The sequence below is a fragment of the Mycolicibacterium sp. lyk4-40-TYG-92 genome, from assembly GCF_030209435.1.
In the GTDB taxonomy this organism is placed as follows: Bacteria; Actinomycetota; Actinomycetes; order Mycobacteriales; family Mycobacteriaceae; genus Mycobacterium.
Window position 1 is genome coordinate 1 of the sequence record NZ_JARVRX010000027.1, and the last position, 17,004, is coordinate 17,004.

The following is a 17,004-nucleotide window of genomic DNA, read 5'->3' on the forward strand; positions in this document are numbered from 1 at the left end:
TACTGTGCAATCCGTTCAGTTCACCCGCTGTTGCACTGGAACCTTGAATCCGCCCCGCTTCTTGCCTGCAATTCAGGGCCGCTCGCGCCCGACGAGCGGGCGTTGATCGCACTCAGCGCGCCGGACGCCACATCGGAATCAGGCTCGGCCCGCCGTTCGGCAGCTTCATCTCACCGGTGACCTCGAACCCGAACCGCTCGTAGTACGGCACGTTGACCGGATTGCTCGACTCCAAGTAGGCGGGCGCGTGTTCCGCATCAACGCGGTCCAGGCGCGACGTCATCAGAGCCTGCCCGAAACCACCGCCGCGCACCGTCGGATCGCTGCCGATCACCGCGAGGTACCAATGCGGCTCCTCCGGATGGTGCTTCTTCATCAACTCCGCGGCCGTCTGTCCGCGCAACACCGCGGTGCCCAATGTCAGCAGCATGATCGGCGCGGTACGAAGCTCGTCGCCGCGCGTCTGCTGCCACTTGCCCGGGGGATCCCACAACGCCGCGGCCCCGATGCCGTCCGCCGACAAGGCCACCTCGACGCCACCGTGGCCCAAATGCTGGTACTTGGTGAGCGCCGTGAACAGGCGCGGCAGCCGGCGCCGGCGCAGCCCATCGTCGGGCAGCATCCACTTCATCACCGGGTCGTCGGCGAAGGCGCGGGCAAGGGTGTGCGACAAGCCGCCGATGTCGGAACGAGTAGCCGCCCGGGTCTGAATTTCACGCATGCCGCCAGCTTGCCGTGAACTGCCACGCACCGCCCAGACTCTCCGGACAGTCTGCGCTCGCTCGCGGCTGACGAGCGGCCTCGAATTGCACGCAATACCGGCGTCTCGCCGTACAGACGCGGCCGCTCGCGGGAGGTTACCTGCCCTGGGTGATGTAGTCCTGCAGTTGCTGCTGTTCGGTCTCGAGTTCTTCCATCCGGGTCTTGACGACGTCACCGATGCTGACGATGCCGGCGAGCCGGCCGTCGTCGATGACGGGCACATGCCGCACCCGGTTCTGGGTCATCAGCACTACGAGATGGTCGACGGTGTCGCGCGGCGTGCAGGTCGCCAGCACGGTCGTCATGATCTCCGAAACCGGCTGGCCCAGGAGGCCACCGCCGCGCTTGTGGAGTTCGCGCACGACGTCGCGCTCGGACACGATGCCGGCCAATCCGTCGGCCCCGACCACCACCATGGCGCCGATGTTCAGCGCCGCGAGGCTGGCCAGCAGTTGGGACACCGTGGTCTCGGGGGTGATGGTCGCTACCGCGGCACCCTTGTTACTCAGCACGTCCGCGATTCGCATCGTCCGCCTCCGATCGTGATCTACCTCACATCCATGGTAGTCGGGAGGACACGTCGCGAAGGGATTTGGCGCGGCTGCCAAATATCAGTGTCAGTACGTCGCAGCTGTCTCGGCGAGGCTCTTGCCCGCGGTCTCGGGCGCGAGCCTGCGTCACACAGCGTGTCAAGGTGAGAGGTTCGACACTCCGCCGCGGGTTCAGGCCAGCCGCGTGATTTCCACGATGACAGCAAGGTCGGTGGATCCCTCGCCGGAGTAGATGCCCTTCAGTGGGGTGACGTCCGCATAGTCCCGGCCCACAGCGACGGTCACGTACTGCTCGTTGATCTCGACGTCGTTCGTCGGGTCGTAGTCCCACCAGCCGCCGGTCCAGGCCTGCACCCAGGCGTGGCTCTGGCCTTCGATGGTGTCGCCGACCTCCGCCCGGCGCTGCGGGTGCAGATAGCCGGACACGTACCGGGCCGGAATTCCCATGCCGCGCAACAGGATCAGCGTCAGGTGCGCGAAGTCCTGACACACGCCCTTGCCTTCGCGCAACGCATCCAGTCCTGACGAGTGCACACCGGTGGTGCCGGGGACGTAGTCGAGTTCGGTGTTCACCCAGTTCGCCGCGGCGACCACGGCCTCCTGCGGGTCGTAGTACTTCATGATCCGCTGGCCGACGCGCTGCAGGCGCTTGCTGACCGGCGTGTACCGGGTCGGGACGAGCAGTTCGTCGAACCGGTCCCGCACGCCGGCACCCGCCAGGTCGTCCCACGTGACCAGCTCCGCGGGCATCTCACCCTTGTCGGTCTCGACGACCGAGGACGACGTCACCTCCAACTCGGTGTGCGGCGCATGCAGATCGAAGGCCGTCACCGCGGTGCCCCAGTAGTCGATATACCGGTACGACCGGGTGGCCGGCGTGGTCTCGACACGGTTGAGGACGACGTTCTGCCGCGAGTCCGAGCGCGGCGTCAACCTGGCCTCGTTGAACGACGCCGTCACCGCCGACTTGTACGCATACCCGGTGGCATGGACAACTCTGAGCCGCCACATATCAGATCTCACCTTCTTCGATAACCGACACCGGGCGGCCCGCGTCCGTCCAGGCGACCCACGGTGCCGCGTGAAAGTACTCCAGCGCCAATGCTTCTCCGACGTCCCGGCAGCTACGTTGCAGGCCGGCCAAGCGGTCCTCCAGCGAATCCAGCAGCAGGCCCGGCTGCAGGAACTCCAGTTCGCTACGCGCCCGGCCGAGGAGGCGCTGCGCCTCACCGGTGGCGCCGATGCGGTCATGCGGCCGGTTGTGCAACTCGTCGAGATGCCGCTCGGCCAGCCGCAGCGAATAGAACACCGACCGCGGAAACAGCCTGTCCAGCAACATGAATTCGACGACCCGGCCAGCGTCGAGCACGCCTCGGTAGGTCCGCAGGTAGGTGTCATGGGCACCGGCCGAGCGCAGCACCGTCACCCACGCCGGCGACGACGCACTGTCACCGACACGCGCCAGCAGCAGACGCACCGTCATGTCGACGCGCTCGATGGCCCGGCCCAGCATCATGAAGCGGTAGCCGTCGTCGCGCGACAGCGTCGAGTCGGCCAGGCCCGCGAACATCGCGGCGCGGCCTTCCACGAAGCTCAGGAACTCGTGTGGCCCAAGCCTTCTGGCGGCCCGCTCACGCTCGGCCAGCGCGTTGTAGGTGGTGTTGAGGCATTCCCACATCTCGGTCGACGTGACTTCGCGCGCACCGCGGGCATTCTCGCGGGCCGCCGAGATCGACTCGACGATCGAATTCTGCCCATCACCGCGGCCGAACGCGACCAGGTCGGTCAACGACCACATGTCCAGTGGAGCCGCCGGGGGCTCGATCCCCAAGACCCGCAACAGCGTTCGCGAGGCGAGGTCGGGAACGACGCTCGAGTCCTCCAACAGCTGGTGCACGGTGACGTCCAGGATGCGGGCGGTGTCGTCGGCCCGCTCGACGTAGCGGCCGATCCAGTACAGCGATTCCGCGTTGCGCGCCAACATCAGTACATCACCGCCTGTTGCTGTTGCTGCTGTTGTTGCTGGGCAGTTTGGACCGCCTGCTGCGGGGGTCCCTCGTCGGCGGCCTGGCCGGCCGACGGCAGCGAGCGGACGACTTCGGCGGCGGCGAGCTCGTGGGTGGCGGTCGATGCCCGCGACGCCAGCACCCAGGTGTCCTTGGAACCACCGCCCTGGCTGGAGTTAACCACCAGCGAGCCCTCCGGCAGGGCGACGCGCGTCAGGCCACCAGGCAGCACCCACACGTCGTCACCGTCGTTGACCGCGAACGGCCGCAGATCGACGTGCCGCGGGGCCAGCTTGTCGCCGATCCGCGTCGGCACCGTCGACAGCTGCACCACCGGCTGGGCGATCCACCCGCGCGGGTCGGAGCGGACCTTCTTCGAGATTGCCGCGATCTCCTTCTCGGAGGCGTCCGGTCCGAAGACGATGCCGTAGCCGCCCGAGCCCTCGACCGGCTTGATGACAAGCTCCCGAATGCGGTCGAGCACTTCCTCGCATTCCTCCTCGAGCCAGCAGCGGTAGGTGTCGACGTTCGCCAGCAGGGGCTTCTCGCCCAGGTAGTACTCGATGATGGTCGGCACGTAGGTATAGACGAGCTTGTCGTCACCGACCCCGTTGCCCACCGCGCTGGAGATGACGACGTTGCCCGCCCGCGCCGCGTTGAGCAGCCCGGCGACGCCCAGCACGGTGTCGGGCCGGAACTGCATGGGGTCGAGGAACATGTCGTCGATCCGTCGGTAGATGACGTCCACCTGACGCTCACCTTCGGTGGTCCGCATGTAGACGACGTTGTCGCGACAGAACAGGTCGCGGCCCTCGACCAGTTCGACGCCCATCTGCCGGGCCAGCAGTGAGTGCTCGAAGTAGGCCGAGTTGTAGACGCCGGGGGTGAGGACCACCACAGTCGGGTCGGCTTCGTTCGACGCCGCGGCGTTGCGCAGCGCCCGCAGCAGGTGCGACGAGTAGTCGCCCACCGCCCGGACCCGGTGCGTGGCGAAGAGGTTCGGGAAAACGCGGGCCATGGTGCGCCGGTTCTCCATCACGTAGGACACCCCGGACGGTGAGCGCAGGTTGTCCTCGAGCACCCGGAAGTCGCCCTTGTCGTCGCGAATCAGGTCGATACCTGCGACGTGGATGCGGACGCCGTTGGGCGGGACGATGCCGGCGGCCTCGCGGTGGAAGTGCTCGCACGAGGTCACCAGGCGGCGCGGGATCACCCCGTCGCGCAGGATCTCCTGATCGCCGTAGACGTCGTCGAGGTACATCTCGAGCGCCTTGACCCGCTGCTTGATGCCCTTTTCCAGCTTCGACCACTCGGCGGCCGAGATGACCCTGGGCACCAGGTCAAGCGGAAACGGCCGCTCCTGGCCGGACAGCGAGAACGTGATGCCCTGGTCGGTGAACGCGCGGCCGAGCGCTTCGGACCGGGCCGCCAGCTCGGAGGTGTCCGACGGTGCCAACTCGGCGAAGACGCCCTTGTAGAGACCGCGCACGGCGCCCTGGGCGTCGAACATCTCGTCGTACGCGGCGGCATAGCTGTCGACGTCGTCATAGCCGTCGAACACACCGTCGTAGCGATTCCCTGGGGAGGTGGGCCGCGTCCGTACCTGGCCGCTCTGCGATGTCCGTGGGCTCATGGCAGACATGCTGCATCAACCTGGCAGTTTCGGCAGGGCAACTTGGCATTCACAGATATGCTCGGGGTCGTCGCCGGCCAGTGCGCGTATCCCGCGCTTTGGGGATTTCGCATGGACGCTGGTAACCTGAACAGTCGCTGCCCGTTGACGGGCGAAGAGCACAGACTTAAGACCGAGCAGGCTCGTCTCAGAGCATGCCCAAATTGAGATTTAGAAGGAACGACACGCGTGGCCAACATCAAGTCGCAGGAAAAGCGCATCCGCACCAACGAGCGTGCACGTCTGCGCAACCAGTCGGTGAAGTCGGCGCTGCGTACGGCCATCCGCGGATTCCGTGAGGCCGTCGAGGCGGGCGAGAAGGACAAGGCCGGCGAGCTGCTCGTCGCCACCAACCGCAAGCTGGACAAGGCCGCCACCAAGGGTGTCATCCACAAGAACCAGGCCGCCAACAAGAAGTCGGCGCTGACCCTGGCCTTCAACAAGCTCTGATCTGAGCCTCTAGTTTCGCGAAACCGCGGCCCGATGATCGGGCCGCGGTTTTGTTGTGTGCGTGGGGTGGGCCGGCCGCTCAGCTGTCCGCCAGCTCCGCCACGCGCCGCACCGCCGACTCCAGCGCGTAGTCGGCGTTGGCCGCGGCACCCTTGACGTCGGCGTTCAGCGCCGCGACCACCCGCAGCGCCTCTGCCACGGTGTCCCGGGACCAGCGCCGGGCCTGCTTCTGCGCCTTCTGGACGCGCCACGGCGGCATCCCCAGCTCCCCCGCCAGCCGGTACGGGTCGCCCGACTGACCACCGACGCGCGCGATCGAATGCACGGCCTCGGCCAGTGCATCGGCCAGCACCACGTGCGGCACGCCGCCGGCCATCGCCCAGCGCAACGCCTCGGCGACGCCGCTAACGTCACCCGAGACTGCCTTGTCGGCGATGTCGAACCCGTTCACCTCCGCCTTTCCGGAGTAGTAGCGCCGCACGGCCGCCGCATCGATCTGGCCGCCAGTGTCGGCCACCAGCTGCGAGCACGCCGCCGCCAGTTCGCGGATATCTGAGCCGACGGAATCGAGGACCGCGTTGACGGCGTCGTCGCCGACCTTCACCTTCAGCGACCGGAATTCCTTGCGGACGAAGTCGGCGCGCTCGGCGGCCTTGGTGATCTTCGCGCACGGATGCACCTCGGCGCCAAGCTTTTTCAGCTGGTCGGCCAGTGCCTTCGCGCGGCCACCGCCCGAGTGCACGACGACGAGCATGGTGCCGCCCGGCAGGTCGGCTGCCGCGTCGGCGATGAGGGCGACGGCGTCCTTGCCGGCTTCGGCGGCAGACTCGAGGACCACCACGCGCTCTTCGGCGAACAGCGACGGGCTCAGCAGTTCGGCGAGCTCGCTGGTGGACACATCACCGGCCCGCAGGCGGTCGACGGGCACGTTGTCGTTGCCGGCCCGCTTGCGCGCGTTCCGCAATACGTCCGCCACCGCCCGCTCGACCAGCAGTTCCTCGTCGCCCAGCACCAGATGCAACGCCTCGGTCGATCCACTCACCTGTTGATCGTTTCATGGCGGCCAGACAATCAGCGCAGGGCGGGCTGCGAATACGGGCTTAGGGTTGCGATGCGTGATTGGTGATGCCGGGGAGGGGGACCATGACCGTGGGGCGGGACATGCGCATACGGGGGCTATTCGCAGTACTGGTACTGCTTCTCTCCACGTTGTTGCTGGCATTGCCGTCGTCGGCGATCGCCTATGCCGATGCCGCTGCGTGCCCGGCACAGGTAGCAGCGCTGGATGCCAACCAGGCCAAGATCGCCGCCCACAACCAGCTCCTACCGCCGAGCGGCGTCGCGCCGCCCGAGGTAGCGGGCCCCGTCAACAGGGAAGCTGACCAACTCAACGCAGAGAAGGACGGGCTCCTCGCAAGCCTCGCGCGATGCGAAGCGGTTGTCGACAGGCTGCGCGACAACGGTCCCGCACCGAAACCTCTGAGCGAGAAAAACTCTCAGGCCATGGCGCGGGCCACCGCCGCTGCACGGCCAAGATGGCAGAACCCGACTCCACCGGCAAAGATGTCCGACGGACGAGTGACGATTCCCCGGAATCATCCGCTGCGGCCACTATGGGACATCGTCAAGAAGCTACAGAATCCGATGGCCGACTACCCTCTAGTTCCACTACAAGGCGAGCAGCCGCCGAAGCCCGACGCAAAACACGCTTCCGGCTACGGAGTGGGGACCAGAGTGGTCAAGGGCGAAAATGTGCCCGCGATCTCACCTGACCATATCGTCCCGAAAGTCGAAATCCTGTATCTGCCTAGATTTCTGGAGTTGACACCCGAAAATCAGTGGGAAGTGCTCAATGCGCCAATAAATTTGCAGTGGCTGCCGTCAGAGGTCAACGCACAGAACAAAAACTCCAAATCAGCCGAAGACATGAAGGGCGTCGACTCGGACTGGCAGCAGGAACAGATCGCATTGCAAGACCGGAAGCGCAAAGAACTCACGGACTTGATCGCCCAACTGGCTGACAGCCAGGTTCGCTAACTCACGCAAGGACGACAACATCGATGGCCGAAATCGATCAACAGGCTCTGACCGCGGCAGTCGGCGACTGGCTGGTCAAAGATGTGACCATCCTCGAACCAAGTTCACAAACGCGAGCCATCATCCCCGAAAATTGGTGGCCCGTAGCTGAATCCACTGACTCCGAAGAACGTAAACACGCCGCATTGGCACTGTGGAACGCCGACTTCCTCGCCTTGATCCCCCGTTACGCCCACGCGCTGCAAACAGGCTTGGTTGACGTTCGGGTCGCAAGGCATGGACACCTGACCACGGCCTCACTCGATTACGTGCTACGCACCGATGAGGGCGGACTCTGCGTCTGGGCGGGTGAGGACCCGCGCACCTTCGACAATGCCGAACCCCCCTTCTTCGCTGCCCTACCCACACCGGTGCAGACCTTTCTGAGGCAGGTGCACGCCGGCTACACCACCTTCGATGATGAAACGTACGGGTTGGCCACGCCTGCCAACATGACTACTCTCGCCGCTCGGTGGGGCGATCCAGACACAAACGAGATCATCGAATGGTTCGAAGACCTGCCGTTCCCCGGCACCCAACGTTTGATGTTCGTCACCGGCGTCAATGACGAAACTGCCTTGTATTTCTCTCCGGATCTCCCGGCAGGACAAGCAATTACCTACTACGAACCCGACTTCGAAATCGCACCATTTGGTGAAGCGTTGGACGACTTCATCACCCGGCCATTGGATAACTGAGCCATGAGTACTCCTGGACCGTGGCCGCCGCAGCCCAACCGTCCAATGCCGCCAGCGCAGTGGGTGCCTGGCCCGCAGCCGCAGTGGGGCGCGCCACCGCAACCCAATTGGGGTGGCGCCCCACCCAACTGGGGCGGACCTCCACAACCGCCCAGCTTGCCACCGTACGGGTGGCAGCCCACCGCGCCGAGGCGTGCACCGCGAACCTGGCTGCTGCCTGTGCTGCTGGCCGTTGTCGTAGGCATCGGCGGATTAGGGTACTGGGGGTACAGCCGGTATCAGAGCAAACAACAACTGGCCAGCATCCGAGACACCGTGAAGGCGTTCGCTGAAGCATCCGACACGGCTGACACCAAAAAGCTGGCTTCGATGATGTGCGAAGAAGAAAGAGCTCAGTTCGTCGACGGCTTCGAAGGTCAACCGGATGACGGCCCCATCGTGCCCGCCCAACGCCAGCCAGTGAATATCGGTGCCATCAAAGTCAGCAACAACACGGCGACAGTTGAGGTCACACGGCCTCCTTCCGCCACGGTGACCCTCAAACTCAAGCGCGAAAACAGGACGTGGAAGCTCTGTAACCCCAGTTAGCCCAGACTCACCGGAAGCCTCGAATACCCACTGGCCGAAGAGCTTCCGCGACCCGACCGATCACACGCTCCACGCCAGCCGGAACTTCTCGGCCAGTTCGGTGTCGGACAGGCCGCCGTAGTTCTGCTGTTCGTAGCCGCGCACACCCAGCACGGCGTCGACCGGCGCGTCCCCGAGGATGTCGCGGACCACAGCGCTGTGGCGTAGCGCGTCGAGCACCTCTGTCTGCTTCGTCGGCAGCGTCACGACGCCGGCGCGCTCGCGCTGGGCTTCCGTCAGGGACCCGGGGTCGACGGTGACTTCGGGCGGCAGCGGCAGCTCGCGGGTGATGCCGTCGAGCGCCAGGCCGAGGATGGTCGCCGAGGCCAGGTATGGGTTGGCCGACGGGTCGACGATCTTGACCTCGACGTTGGCGCCGTACGGATTGCCGGACTCCGCGCTGACGAAGCGGACGGCGGCCTCCCGGTTCTCGGTACCCCAGCAGACGTTGGCGCCGGACCAGCTGCCCGGCTGGATGCGCAGCCCGGAGACGATCGAGCCGCACAGGACTCCCTGCGCGCCGGGCAGGCCCGCCAGCAGCCCCGCGACGGCCGACTCGCCGGCCACGGTCATTCCCCGCACGCGCGAACCACCGGAGAACACCGGCACCCCGTCACGGCTGAGCGAGAAGTGTTGGTGTGCACCAGAACCCACGCTGCCCGCGAAGGGCACCGGAGACAGGCTGATGCGCAGACCGTGGCGGCGGGCGACGCGGCTGATGATGATTCGCGCGAGTACCAGCTGGTCAGCGGCGGCCACCGGATCACGGGGTTTCAGCGAGAACTCGAACTGGTTGGCCCCGTATTCGGGATGGAACTGTTCGACGGACACGCCAGCGGCGGCGGCCGCGTCCATCACGTCCCGGACGAACCCCTCGAATTCGAGCACGCCGGCTAGTCCGTACTGCGCCCACAAATCGGACGGCAGCTGCGCGCCGTCCGGACCGACGAGCACGAACTCCACCTCATGCCCGACCGCAGCCGTCAGCCCGGCGGCGGCCAGCCGCCGCGTAACCCGCTGCAGCACACCGCGACCACAATACGGGTCCTGGTTGCCGTCCTGGGTGAAGAACGCACCGGGCGCCCACGCGAGGCCGTCGTCGAGGATGCGCAGACCCGACAGGTCGATGCGGACGCGCCGATCCCCGATGACCCCCGTCTGTTCGCTGAACACGATGCCGGTCTGGTCGATGGCGAAGACGTGCCACGTCGGACTGGTACCGAGCCCGTGATCGGCGAACGCCGCCACCCGATTCAGCGGAACGACCTTGACCTGTGTCAGCCCTGCGGCATTGACCACGGTGCCGATCAGAGTCCCGACGCCGGCCGCTTCGAGCGCCGCTACGGCTGCCGCCGCGGACTCCACCGAATGGTCGTTCACGTCAATAAGTCTGCACCGCGGCGCGCGAGTTCATGGCCGGATCGCATTTCCTCGTCGCCGGCGCCACGCAGCCAGCAGGAGCGCTCCTACCACCGTCGTCGTGCCGAGCAGCAGCGCGCCGCCCCAGCCCGACGGGACGCTGACCGCCGCTCCGGGAACGGCGGCGCTCCACCGTGCGACGTGCAGCAACCACCAGAGTTCGGGTCCGGTGAACCGGATCAGCAGTTGCGCCGCCGCGGGCCAGCACCACGCCACCGCGGCAGCCGCGGTGCCGAGAATCGTGATGGGCGGAATCACCGGAGCCACAAGCAGATTGGCCACGACGGCAATCAGACTCAGGCTTCCCGAGATGGCCGCCACCAACGGTGCGGTCACGAGCTGCGCGGCGGCAGCCACACACACGGCGTCGGCGATCACCTTCGGCCAGCCACGGCCGACCAGTCGGCGCGACCACCCTGGCGCGATCACCACCAGCCCCGCCGTCGCCACCACCGACAGTGCGAAGCCGGCATCCACCGCGAGCCCCGGGGACACCACCATGAGCACCAGCACACTGGCCGACAACGCGGGGATGGCCTGCCGCCGCCGGTGCACCAGCATGCCCAGCAACATCACCGAACCCATTGCCGCAGCGCGCAACACGCTCGGCGAGGGCTGCACGATGACGACGAACGCGAACAGCGTCACCGCGGCCAACGCCACCGCGATGCGCGGTCCCACCAAGGCCGCGCTCAGCAGCACCGCGCCGCACACGATGGTCACGTTCGCACCCGACACCGCCGTCAGATGCGTCAACCCCGCCCGGCGAAACGCCGCCGTGGTGTCCGACTCGACCGCCGACACATCGCCGAGCACCAGCCCCGGGAGCATCGCGGCCTGATCGGGCGGCAACGCCAGGCGCGCGGCCTCGCCGAATTCAGCCCGCACGTGTGCCGCCGCGCGCTGCCCGGTCGACGCGGTACCGAACCGGGGCGTGCCCACTGCGGCCAGCACAGCCACCGACAGGTCGCGCCGCTTGGGTCGGGTGACCCGGGCCCGGAACGCCATGGGGCGGCCCACGCTGACCTCCGAGTACCCGACAGCCGGAGCGAAAACCATGACCCGCCCTGATGATTCGGCATCCTGCAGCCTCTGCAACGACGCCGTGAACATCAGCCGGCCACCCTGGATCGTCTTGGGCGACTCGGCAGGCGTGACCGTCACGGCCACCGTCGTGCCGAACCGTGACGCCAGCGGATGAGTGTCGACCGCGTGCACACGCACAGTCGCGACGATCGCGAATGCGGCTCCCACCGCCGCCACGGCGAGCACCGCGGGCCAGCGCACCGCGCCCACCCGAAGCCCGATTCCGACGACAACCGCCACCGCGAGCACCAGCGCCGTCAGCGCCGCCCACGGGCCCCACCACACACCGACCGCCGTCACCGTCCAGCACGTCAAGGCGGCCGGCACCAACCGCAGGTCGACGCCTGGGACGTCCGGCGCGGGGCTGCCCGTCACACCTTGACCAAGGCACGCAGCTTCTCCAGCCGGCCCGGCCCGATGCCGTCGACCTCGCCCAACTGGTCGACGCTCGCGAACCGGCCGTTGGCCGCACGCCACGCCACGATCGCTTTCGCCATGACCGGACCGATACCGGGCAGTCCATCGAGCTGTTCTTCCGTCCCGGTGTTCAGGTCAGCGGGTCCTTGTGCGCCAGCACCCTTTCCGTCGCCGGGCGGTCCCTTCTCCGGCGGTCCCGACGTCGCGCCGGCTGAGCTGTGCATCACCGCAGGCGAGCCCAATGGCGCAGTGATGCCGACCAGGATCTGTTCGCCGTCGGCCACCTTGCGGGCCATGTTCAGGCCGACGAGGTCGGCGCCGGCCAGCGCTCCCCCCGCGGCGGTGACGGCGTCGGCGACGCGCGCGCCCGCGGGCAGCGTCACGACACCGGGCTTATGAACCAGCCCGGCCACGCTGACCACGACGTCCTCGACCTTGGCCGGAGGCGCCGGCGCCCCGGCAACGGCGGACGAAACCATCTGCACGGGAGGCAGTTTCGCCGCGGTCACGGGCGGTTTGTCATCACCGAGCACGGCGATCACGGTCACCAGGACCGCGACGACGCCCACCACCGCAAGCGCGATCACCCCCGCGCGCCCGGGGTCGGCCCGCACCGACGCGAGCCACCCGGGGCTCCCTGGCACCGCGTCGGGCAGCCAGCGGGACAGCGAGGTGTCGTCGTGCGGGTCGGATTCAGCGGCGGAGCCCGCCGTCTCGCCGGGCTGTGCGGTGAGCCGCCGCTGCGTCCGGTCGACCGGTGTCTGAGTGACCATGTCCGCGACGTTAGGCACCGTCCCCGACCAAAACGGCGACAAAGGGCGGCTGAATGGGCCGCCTGTGGATGAATCACGTTCTGTGGATGGATGTCGAGACGAGGCCGAACCGGCGCCAAAGTTTGGCATCGGGGTGCGCCGAACTGTCGACCAACCGCGGCCGTGGCGCTAGCGTCAAGATAACCATGACGACCCAAACACCTTCGCCACGTTTGAGTTTGACCGCACAGCAGCGCGAAGCGCTGGCCGCGGCGGCGCGCTTTCCGCTGTTGAGCGCGATTCAGGGCAGGCGGTCGCGGCGTTTCCCCGTGGGTGGCTCCATCCCGTCGGGGCCCTTGGCCTACACCAGTACCCGGGATGTCGAACCACTCGACGAGGTCGAACGCGCACTGATCCTGGCGACGGTAACGGGTGTCACCGGCTGGCATTTCGGGATCAGTCACCATCCCGGATACGCACCGGCGTTCCCGAACTACAGCGGGTCGGCATCAGGTCGCACGTTCCCGTCGGCCGCAGGATTCGAGATCGTCGAGTTCTTCTTCACCGACGACTCGGGCACCTACTTCCTGTCATCCCGGGACACGGCACCGACGGTGCCGGTCAACGACGGCGTGGTGGACATCGACGACTGGCTGGCGGCGACAGTGTCCTCCTACCGCCAGCTCTCGACCGAGCGCATCCACATTCCACGGTCCGAGCCCTACCTCGAAGGCCACAACACATGGATCGCCAATCACCCCGGCTCGCTGCTGGTCATCCCGGTCGCCGATATCGCTCAGCATCTATTGGCCAATCTGGCGTTCTTCCTGCAGAACGGCTACCTGATCTATGACGACGTCCACAACCGGCCGATCCCTGGGCTCAAGGAGGCAGCCGCGGGTCTGGCGCACCGGGACGACGAACCGTTCCCGCTGACCTTCGTCGAGCAGTACTCGCTCACCGAAGCCACCGCCGAGTTGATGACCAGCGTCTACAACGGGCACCTGCTGCTCGGGGCGCTGGGTCTGGGCGGCTGGACATTCGACGGTATCGACCGGCTCACCATCCTCGGCGCGTCAGGCGACCCAGAGGTCCCCGGGTTGGGATTCCACGTGCAAACCGACGAACGGTGGGCACTGCCGAATCCCACAGGGCTGCCCGGCGTTTTCGAAACCTACAGCCGGCCCCACTACCCAGACATCGCGGCCGCGGTGCGTGCCTTCGCCGACCGAAAATTCGGCCCCGGCGGTCCCTTTCACCCCGACACCCCGGGCCCGTGGCGGGATTCGCGAGCCGTGCGCTCGGCTGCGGCCGGACACGATGAGCAGTTCATCACCTTGCTGACCATCGCCGCGCAGTACATCGACGACACGTTCGGCAAGTTCCCCGGCACCGTACCGACCGTCCACATCATGAACTACCTGCAGGCGCAACACATCGACCTCGGGTTCTACGACAGGCATTTCCAGCCGGGGGCGTATCTGTCGACCCACGCGGAGCACGACCGGATTTGGCATGGGCGATAGCAGTGTCAATCACTCAGCGCGGCTCGCAGACCCGAATACCTGCCCCGTGCGGATCATTCCCGAAGCCCACCTAGATCTGCCGGTCACGGTCCCGCCAGTAGGGTTCGCGGAGGTCCTTTTTGAGAACCTTGCCGTTGGGGCTGCGGGGCAGGCTCGCAACGAACACAGCCGATTTGGGTGTTTTGATGCCGCCCAATATCGGTCGGCAGTAGGCCAGCAGTTCGTCTTCGGTCAGCTCGGCGCCGGCGTTGAGCTCTGCGACAACGGTGACCGCCTCGCCCCAGTCGGCACTGGGCACGCCGATGACCGCGCAGTCTTGCACCGCCGGATGGCGCCAGATGACCTGCTCGACTTCACTGGGGTACACATTGAATCCGCCGCTGATGATGAGGTCCTTCTTGCGGTCGGTGATGTGCAGGAATCCCTCGTCGTCGAGATGACCGATGTCGCCGGTATGCAACCAGCCGTCGACGATGGTCTCGGCCGTTTTTTCGGGTGCGTTGTAGTAGCCGTCCATCAACAGGTCCCCGCGCACACAGATTTCGCCTGCTTCGCCGACCGGCAGGATGTTTCCCTCGTCGTCGAGGATCTCCACCCGCACCATCGGTGCCGGGCGTCCTGCCGCTGACAGTCGAGCGTCCTCGGCCAGGACGCCATCGCGAAAGTGTTCTTCGGGCCGCATGTAGGCGATCGCCGTGGGTGCCTCTGCTTGCCCGTAGCCCTGCAGCATGACCGGCCCGAACACCTCGACGGCCTTGCGCAGCTTCTCGGTCGACATCGGTGCCGCGCCGTAGATGAGGTATTTGAGTGACGAGAAGTCCCGCTGTTCGATACCCGGCATCTCCAGCAGCCGATAAATAACCGTCGGGGGCAGGTACATCTCGGTAACCCCATGTCGCTCAACAAGATCGACCAGCTCGGAGAGGTCCATGCGGTTCATCACCACGACGGTGCCGCCGCGGGCCGCGCACGGCAGGGTGAGGGTTCCTGCAGCATGCGTCATCGGTGCCGCAACGAGATTGACGATCGGCTCATCGCTCGCGTACGGAGCGGCGAACATGTGGTGCAGGGCGCTCACCGAGAGGCTCCGGTGGGTGTTCATCGCACCTTTTGGGGCCCCGGTGGTCCCCCCGGTGGGCATGACACCGGCGATCACATCCTGCGCCGGAATGTATTGGGGAACAGAGGTATCCACCGATTCAATGAACGACCGCAGCGCGGTGACGTCGTCAGTGGACTCAGTGACGGCGTCACCGAGTCCGATCACCATACGCAGCCGCGGGAGCGCTTCGCGGATCTTGTCGGCGACGGGCAACAGTTGTTCCTGGCAGAACAACACCTGGCAGTCGAAGCTGAGCAGCATCCGTTGGATCTCCTCGGGCGGGCTGACCGGGTTGACCGGCACCCAGGCCATCCCGGCCCGCCACAATCCAAGTACGCATGCCCACGCCGTGGGGTCATTGCCGGCCAGCACCGCGCCGTTGACCTGTCCGGTGAACCCGGCGGCCAGCAGCGCGTTGCCCACCTGGCACGACAGCTCACCGATTTCGGTATAGGTGAATTGCCGGTCGCCGGCGATGAATGCCACGCCGTCGGGGTTGGCCCGCCAGCCTCGGTCAAAAAAATCAGTCACAGCCATTGTCGCGCTCCGCCTTAGGCTCCGTGCCGCGCACTGCGGTACATCATGGACGTCAGATATCCGAATTTCATGTTCAGCAAATGGTTTTCGCCATCCTCGATGCGGGCGGCACGGGCATCCCTGAAGAGTTTCTCCATCGGGTATTCCCTGGTAAGGCCATAGCCGCCGAATAGTTGCAGCGCTTCGTCGGCGACCTCGAACCCCAGGTCCGTACAGGTCACCTTGGTGCTGCCGGTGTAGTAGGGGTGTTTGGCGGGCGAGAGCAGTGTGTATTCGGCCGCGCGCCGGGCCAGCGCACGCATGGTCTCGACTTTGCGTGCCATCGCCCCGAGGCGGGATTGCACCATCTGGTGCTCGGCCAGCAATGCGCCGCCCTGCGAACGTTCATGGGTGTAGGCGACCGCGTGTTCCAGCGCTGCTCGTGCCAGCCCCGTGATCATCTGGCCCATCGCCACCCCGGCGGTCGACCAGGTTGAAGCGTGGCCGTGCCAGTATTCGTCTCCGAGGGAAATTGCATAACGCACAGGCACTTTGACGTTGTCGAAGAACAACTCGCCTTGCGGCAGGGAGCGTTGGCCCAACTTCTCCAACGGCTTGCCGTGAGTGACTCCAGGCAGGTCGAGCGGAACGATGACCTCGACCCCGTGCGGATGGCCGTCGACGTCGAAAAAACCGTCACCGTAGTCGGCGACGATGGTCAAGATCGCTACCTGGGCAACGGCGCCGTTGGATACCCAGGCTGAGCTCTGGCCGTTGATGACGATGTCGCCGCCGGCAATGCGTGCGGTGAGGTTGCCTTTGTTGCCGGTGGCCGCCTTGGCGTGGCGTTCACCCGGGTAGAGCATGGTGCCGTCAGAGCCGCGGTCGGGCTGGGTAGCGACCCAGGCACCGATCTTGCCGGCGGTCAGCTCGACGAGTTCTTGATTGCCGATGCGTTTGGCCATCATGTTGGGGAACGATGCGGCGGCCAGCGACACCGTCAAACCGATATCGCCCCAACCGAATTCCTCGATCACGATGGACTGCAGCCGGGCCATGGCCTGCGGCGCAACGTCGTCGTCCGCCGTATCGAATTCGATGCCGGATGCTGCCGCGGTGGCCATGAATTCCCAATACGGCGAGCTCGGAGCGATGGCTTGTTCCGCGGTGAGTTTGTCGATGGCAATTCCGGTCGGCCGCATCACATCCCGCGCAAATGCGTGCATGGCCTGCTGGATGGCGCGTTCGTCGTCGGTGAGCACCTCGAACCCGCTCAGTTCGGTGTATGGCAGGTGCGGACGTACCGAGTTGAGCGTGTCGCGCTCGATCTGTTGTGTCATGGTT

16 protein-coding genes are annotated in these 17,004 nt (G+C 66.3%); 5 read left to right on the forward strand and 11 right to left on the reverse strand.

Annotated features, from left to right (window positions below; genetic code table 11):
* Positions 1-112: 112 nt before the first annotated feature.
* From QRN63_RS27690 to QRN63_RS27710, 5 genes are all read right to left on the reverse strand, one after another.
* Positions 113-721: a GNAT family N-acetyltransferase gene (locus tag QRN63_RS27690; protein ID WP_285034173.1), complete on the reverse strand. Its 609-nt coding sequence runs from the start codon at positions 719-721 to the stop codon at positions 113-115.
* A 136-nt stretch (positions 722-857) separates the two neighbouring features.
* Complete coding sequence (locus QRN63_RS27695; RefSeq protein WP_285034175.1) at positions 858-1,289, reverse strand: CBS domain-containing protein; 432 nt, start codon at positions 1,287-1,289, stop codon at positions 858-860.
* A 195-nt stretch (positions 1,290-1,484) separates the two neighbouring features.
* Positions 1,485-2,324, reverse strand: coding sequence for a transglutaminase family protein (locus QRN63_RS27700; protein WP_267319250.1), 840 nt, complete (start codon positions 2,322-2,324; stop codon positions 1,485-1,487).
* A gap of 1 nt (position 2,325) precedes the next feature.
* Complete coding sequence (locus tag QRN63_RS27705) at positions 2,326-3,297, reverse strand: alpha-E domain-containing protein (RefSeq protein WP_267319251.1); 972 nt, start codon at positions 3,295-3,297, stop codon at positions 2,326-2,328.
* Positions 3,297-4,952, reverse strand: coding sequence for a circularly permuted type 2 ATP-grasp protein (locus QRN63_RS27710; RefSeq protein ID WP_285034176.1), 1,656 nt, complete (start codon positions 4,950-4,952; stop codon positions 3,297-3,299). The genes QRN63_RS27705 and QRN63_RS27710 overlap by 1 nt, the downstream gene beginning before the upstream one ends.
* Positions 4,953-5,180: 228 nt before the next feature.
* On the opposite strand from QRN63_RS27710, the gene rpsT reads away from it, so the two are divergent.
* The gene (gene rpsT, locus QRN63_RS27715; RefSeq protein ID WP_064860034.1) at positions 5,181-5,441 is read left to right on the forward strand and encodes a 30S ribosomal protein S20; all 261 of its coding nucleotides are present in this window, start codon (positions 5,181-5,183) and stop codon (positions 5,439-5,441) included.
* Positions 5,442-5,520: 79 nt separating this feature from the next.
* On the opposite strand, the gene holA is transcribed toward rpsT, so the two are convergent.
* On the reverse strand, positions 5,521-6,483 hold the full coding sequence (holA, locus tag QRN63_RS27720) for a DNA polymerase III subunit delta (RefSeq protein ID WP_285034178.1): 963 nt from the start codon (positions 6,481-6,483) through the stop codon (positions 5,521-5,523).
* Positions 6,484-6,584: 101 nt separating this feature from the next.
* Here holA and QRN63_RS27725 point away from each other — a divergent pair, with 101 nt between their 5' ends.
* The 3 genes from QRN63_RS27725 to QRN63_RS27735 are packed head-to-tail and all read left to right on the forward strand — an operon-like array spanning position 6,585 to position 8,803.
* Positions 6,585-7,478, forward strand: a complete 894-nt coding sequence (locus QRN63_RS27725; RefSeq protein ID WP_285034179.1) for a hypothetical protein — start codon at positions 6,585-6,587, stop codon at positions 7,476-7,478.
* A 23-nt stretch (positions 7,479-7,501) separates the two neighbouring features.
* Complete coding sequence (locus tag QRN63_RS27730) at positions 7,502-8,215, forward strand: hypothetical protein (protein ID WP_267319255.1); 714 nt, start codon at positions 7,502-7,504, stop codon at positions 8,213-8,215.
* A 45-nt stretch (positions 8,216-8,260) separates the two neighbouring features.
* Positions 8,261-8,803, forward strand: a complete 543-nt coding sequence (locus QRN63_RS27735) for an Rv0361 family membrane protein (RefSeq protein WP_502888204.1) — start codon at positions 8,261-8,263, stop codon at positions 8,801-8,803.
* Between the two features lie 60 nt (positions 8,804-8,863).
* On the opposite strand, the gene QRN63_RS27740 is transcribed toward QRN63_RS27735, so the two are convergent.
* Genes QRN63_RS27740 through QRN63_RS27750 form a run of 3 tightly spaced genes read right to left on the reverse strand, consistent with a single transcriptional unit; the run spans position 8,864 to position 12,537 of the window.
* Positions 8,864-10,222: a type I glutamate--ammonia ligase gene (locus tag QRN63_RS27740; protein WP_285034182.1), complete on the reverse strand. Its 1,359-nt coding sequence runs from the start codon at positions 10,220-10,222 to the stop codon at positions 8,864-8,866.
* A gap of 30 nt (positions 10,223-10,252) precedes the next feature.
* The gene (locus tag QRN63_RS27745; RefSeq protein WP_285034184.1) at positions 10,253-11,722 is read right to left on the reverse strand and encodes a ComEC/Rec2 family competence protein; all 1,470 of its coding nucleotides are present in this window, start codon (positions 11,720-11,722) and stop codon (positions 10,253-10,255) included.
* Positions 11,719-12,537: a ComEA family DNA-binding protein gene (locus tag QRN63_RS27750; protein ID WP_285034185.1), complete on the reverse strand. Its 819-nt coding sequence runs from the start codon at positions 12,535-12,537 to the stop codon at positions 11,719-11,721. The genes QRN63_RS27745 and QRN63_RS27750 overlap by 4 nt, the downstream gene beginning before the upstream one ends.
* A 185-nt stretch (positions 12,538-12,722) precedes the next feature.
* Between QRN63_RS27750 and QRN63_RS27755 the strand changes: the two genes are divergently transcribed.
* Positions 12,723-14,042: a hypothetical protein gene (locus QRN63_RS27755; protein WP_285034186.1), complete on the forward strand. Its 1,320-nt coding sequence runs from the start codon at positions 12,723-12,725 to the stop codon at positions 14,040-14,042.
* Positions 14,043-14,112: 70 nt separating this feature from the next.
* Here QRN63_RS27755 and QRN63_RS27760 read toward each other — a convergent pair whose 3' ends face one another.
* Together QRN63_RS27760 and QRN63_RS27765 are read right to left on the reverse strand one after the other, a co-directional pair.
* A complete protein-coding gene (locus tag QRN63_RS27760) occupies positions 14,113-15,681 on the reverse strand; it encodes a class I adenylate-forming enzyme family protein (RefSeq protein ID WP_285034187.1) in 1,569 nt (522 codons plus the stop codon).
* Positions 15,682-15,695: 14 nt separating this feature from the next.
* Complete coding sequence (locus QRN63_RS27765) at positions 15,696-17,000, reverse strand: acyl-CoA dehydrogenase family protein (protein ID WP_285034188.1); 1,305 nt, start codon at positions 16,998-17,000, stop codon at positions 15,696-15,698.
* Positions 17,001-17,004 lie beyond the last annotated feature (4 nt).